The 4478-nt window shown below is 67.5% G+C and carries 3 protein-coding genes; 2 read left to right on the forward strand and 1 reads right to left on the reverse strand.

Annotated features, from left to right (window positions below; translation table 11 throughout):
* The first annotated feature begins 178 nt into the window (after positions 1–178).
* Positions 179–2680, forward strand: coding sequence for an ATP-dependent DNA helicase RecG (locus Q0K62_RS07795; RefSeq protein ID WP_297317409.1), 2502 nt, complete (start codon positions 179–181; stop codon positions 2678–2680).
* A 16-nt stretch (positions 2681–2696) separates the two neighbouring features.
* Positions 2697–3320: an RsmD family RNA methyltransferase gene (locus Q0K62_RS07800; protein WP_297317410.1), complete on the forward strand. Its 624-nt coding sequence runs from the start codon at positions 2697–2699 to the stop codon at positions 3318–3320.
* Between the two features lie 13 nt (positions 3321–3333).
* Here the strand turns inward: Q0K62_RS07800 and trmD are convergent, their stop codons facing one another.
* Complete coding sequence (gene trmD, locus Q0K62_RS07805; protein WP_297317411.1) at positions 3334–4305, reverse strand: tRNA (guanosine(37)-N1)-methyltransferase TrmD; 972 nt, start codon at positions 4303–4305, stop codon at positions 3334–3336.
* Positions 4306–4478 lie beyond the last annotated feature (173 nt).

Consider the following 4478-nt stretch of genomic DNA (forward strand, 5'->3'; position numbering starts at 1 on the left):
CGTCAAGTGCCTCAAGGCCGGCAAGGTGCAGCGCATCGCCGCCTGAGTGCGGTTTTCATCTTGATTGAACCCCCGGAGCGGCAGTCTCCGGGGGTTCTTGCTATACAGGTATCGACAGGACCTGCGAAGAGCATCGGGTCCTGGTCCGGGAGTGGGGAAAGCGTGGGAGGTGAGCGGCATGCCGGCGGTGGACAAGACGGGCCTGGCCAGCCCTGTATCATCCCTGATGGCCAACAAGAGGCGTGTGGGGGCCCTGAAATCGCTGGGCATCACCACGGTCCGCGAGGCCCTGACCTACTATCCCTTCCGGGTCACCGATCCCGTGCCGGTCACCACCATCGACGGTATCGTCATGGGTCGGCCCTGCGCCTTCGCCGCCAGGGTGGAGAGCGCCCGGGTGGTCCCCCTGAACGGGCACCGCGGGTTCCGGTTCGATGTGGTCGTGGAGGATGCCGAGTTCGCCTCCTCCCAGGGCCTGCCCGGCATGATGGCCCGCCTGGTCTTCTTCTCCCATAAGAAGACCTACATGGACTGGATGGCCATGCGGCTCAGAACCGGGGCCGGGGTGGTGGTGGCCGGCGAGCCCGGCACCTACATGGACCAGCTCCAGTTCACCCATCCCGAAACCCTGGTTGTGGCCGATCGGGACGTGGATGAGGTGGGCAGCCTCAAGGCCGATGCGGCCAGCGTCCGTGAGGCCCTGGACAGGGTGTCCCGTCCCCGGCCGGTCTACCATGCCAACTCCCGCATATCTTCAGACCACATCCACGATGCCATCCTGTGGTTCATGCGGCTCCTGGCCCAGCACGACGCGGGGGCAGCATTCGAGGACGAACATGACCGGCCCCGCATAGACCCGACGGCCCTGGGGCGGGGCGTTCCCGACATCATTCCAGAGCCGGTCCGCGCCAGGCGGGGGCTCTTGCACCGGGCCCAGGCCCTCTTGGCCATGCACGACCCGGACTCCCTCAAGGACTTCAAGGAGGCCCGGCAGACCCTGCGGTACGAGGAGGCCTTCGTGTCGCAGACTGCCCTTCTCCAGACCCGCCAGGAGACCAGGAAGAGCCCGACCTACCCCTGCCCGGATGCCGGGATGGAGGCGGCCTCGGGTTCCCTGCGCGCCCGGTTCATCGACTCCCTCCCTTTCGACCTGACCGAGGGGCAGCGCCAGGTCATAGGGCAAATCGGCGAGGACATGGCGCGCGACTACCCCATGCAGCGCCTCCTCCAGGGCGAAGTGGGCTCGGGCAAGACCGTGGTGGCCCTGGCCGCCATGCTCCAGGCCGCCGACGCCGGTCACCAGGCGGTTCTGGTGGCCCCCACCCAGGTCCTGGCCGAGCAGCACTACGAATCCATCAAGGGCATGCTGGCCGCCTTGGGCACCGAAATCAGCCCCAGGGCCGCCGGGAAGAAGAACTCCCAGGCCGACAATGTGACCATGATCGACATGGGCTCCGATCGGTCCACGGCCCTTGAGGACGGCACCCTGCCCCTGGTGCTTCTGACCGGCGGCATGCGACTGGCCCAGCGGCGCCAGGCCCTGGCGGTATCGGCCTCGGGCAGGCCCTGCATCGTCGTCGCCACCCACGCCGCCTTCTCCAAGACCTTCCAGGCACCCAACCTGGCCCTGGCCGTGATCGACGAGCAGCACCGGTTCGGCGTGGAGCAGCGGGAGGAGCTGCGACGCAAGTCGGAGCGCTCACCCCACCTCCTGGTCATGACGGCCACCCCCATACCCCGCACCGCGGCCATGACATGGTTCGGCGACCTGGACATCTCCGCACTGACCGAGCTGCCCAGCAACCGCAAACCCGTGCGGACCTATGTGGTCTCCGAGGGCGACGGGCCCGCCATGGGCGGCATGTTCCTCCACCTGCGCAAGCGCATCGAAGCAGGGGAGCGGGCCTACGTGGTCTGCGCCCGGATCGACGAGGACGATGACCCGACCCAGGCGGGCGGCGCCGGCCAGGGCGGGAAGGCCGGGAGGCGCCAGGGGGCCCAGGTGGAACGGGATGAGTTCCGACCCGACCTCTACCAGGACGAGGCCGGCCAGGAGGGGGCCAGGGCGCCCCTGCACTCGGTGGCCGAAATCAGCAAGCGCCTGGCCGGCCTGCCCCAGTTCCAGGGCATCGGGATGGCCACCCTGACCGGCCGCGACGACGATGCCACCAAGACCGCCGTCATGGCCGGTTTCGCCTCCGGCAAGACCCCTCTCCTGGTGGCCACCACGGTGATCGAGGTGGGGGTGGACGTGCCCCGGGCTTCCTGCATGGTCATCTTCGATGCCGACCGGTTCGGGCTCTCGCAACTCCACCAGCTGCGCGGACGGGTGGGTCGTGGCGGTACGGACTCCTGGGCCTTCCTGGTATCCAGGGCTCCCGTGGATTCACCCGCCGCCGAACGCCTGGAGGTCATCAGGAGCACCACCGACGGGGCCAGGATAGCCGAGGCCGACATCCAGATGCGCGGTGCCGGCGATGTGCTGGGCGAGGCCCAGTCCGGAGGGCGCTCCTCCCTGAAGCTGCTCCGGGTGGTCACCGACGCACCGATGATTACCCAGGCCCGGCAGGAGGCCGAAGAGCTCCTGAAATCGGACCCAAGCCTCAAGGGGCAGGTGGAGCTGGCCGGGGCGGTGCTGGACTTCATGCGCGGCAACGAGGGCTTCCTGGTCTCGACCTGAAAGGACACCTGGATACATGCACATCATCTCCGGAAGGTTCAAGGGGTTCACCATACCCGCGGCCCTCAAGGGCACCCGCCCCACCACGGACCGGACCAAGGAGGCCATCTTCTCCCGCCTGGAGGCCATCGGGGCCGTCGAGGGGGCCAGGGTACTGGACCTCTACGCCGGCACCGGTGCCCTGGGGTTCGAGGCCCTCTCCCGCGGAGCCGGCCAGTTGGAATCGGTGGAGTCCGCCGGCCGGGCCGCCGGACTCCTGGCCAGGTCGGCGGCCAGGCTGGCCCACCACCCCTCCTGGGACCCGTCCATGGGCATCCATGTGAGCAGGGTCAAGGCCGAGCGTTTCGTCAGGCCCCTTCCGGCCGCTGATAGCCCCGGGATCGACGCAGCCCGGTCCCGCCCTGGGGAGAGACCCTATGATCTGGTATTCATGGACCCTCCCTACGACCTGTCCACGGAACACTGCCAGGAGGTCATGACCTGCCTGGTCGAGGGGAACCTGGTGGGACCTGAATCGGTGATCGTCCTGGAACGTTCGGGACGCTCGCAGCAGCCTCTGCCGCCCTCCGGCTGGGCCGTATCCCAAGCCAAGTCCTACGGCGAGACCATGGTCTTCTACATCGAATCGGCTACGGCCTAGACCTGCGCACAACCTACGGTTCCGGTCCCGGGCGGGAATCGGGCTTCCTGCTCCGGGAGGGGTCGGTCATCGCGGACGGGTGGGGGCCGGAGGTTTGCCAGCCCAGGTCTTCCAGGAGGCGGCGGTCCTGCTTGTCCAGGGAGGGGCAGTCCAAGCGGGCGATCAGGTCCGGGCGGATCCGGCTGGTTCGCTCGATGGCCTCGTCGCGGCGAAAGCGGTCAACCCTGCCGTGGTCGCCGCTGGTCAGGATCTCAGGCACGCCCATGCCCCGCCAGGTGGTGGGACGGGTGTACTGAAGGTATTCAAGCAGTGGCTCGTCGCCGGTATAGGATTCCTCCACGATGGAATCGGGATTCCCCATGAAGCCCGGCAGAAGGCGGGTTATGGCCTCCAGCATGACCGATACGGCCACCTCGCCGCCGTTAAGCACATAGTCGCCTATCGAGTACTCCCTGACATCAATACCCTGGTTGCGGTAGTAGGCGGGAATCCTGGCATCGTATCCCTCGTACCGGCCGCAACCGAAGACCAGCCGGTCGGCATGGGAGAGATCGGTGGCATCGGCCTGGGTGAAGAGCGGGGCCGAGGGGTTCGGGAAAATCAGGACAGGGCCATCGGTCCGGCCCGGGTCTGCGCAGCCCAGGCCGTCCTTGTCCCCGACGGTTTTTCCCTCCGCCTCATTTGGCCCGCCTGTGGCGTTGCGTCCCTTTGAATCGCCCGCGACCCTTCCACACGGGGCGGGCGTGCCCGCGGCATCCAGGCCGAGCATGTCGTCCAGGCACTCAGCCCAGACCTCAGGCTTCATGACCATGCCGGCCCCACCACCGACCGGAGTGTCATCCACGGAGTGGTGAATGTCATGGGTCCAGTCGCGCAGGTTGTGTGCTTTGATGGTCACCAGCCCCTTCTCCTGGGCCTTGCCCAGGAGGCTGAGGCCGGTCACGTCGAAGTACTCGGGGAAGACGGAGACGATGTCGATCTGCATGCTTCCAACTCTACCCAAGACCCTCCAATCCCGTGTCTGGTCCGTGTCCATCGCACACGGTCGGCTCGGTCTGTCTGGTTGGGGGGTGAAGGGTTGTGTGGGATTGTGTGTGGTTGATGTGTGGTGGGCGGTCCCTCGGGTCGGGGATGATCTCTCCGGGGGGCCGTCCGGTC

It is taken from the genome of uncultured Bifidobacterium sp., from assembly GCF_945269915.1.
In the GTDB taxonomy this organism is placed as follows: Bacteria; Actinomycetota; Actinomycetes; order Actinomycetales; family Bifidobacteriaceae; genus Bombiscardovia; species Bombiscardovia indica.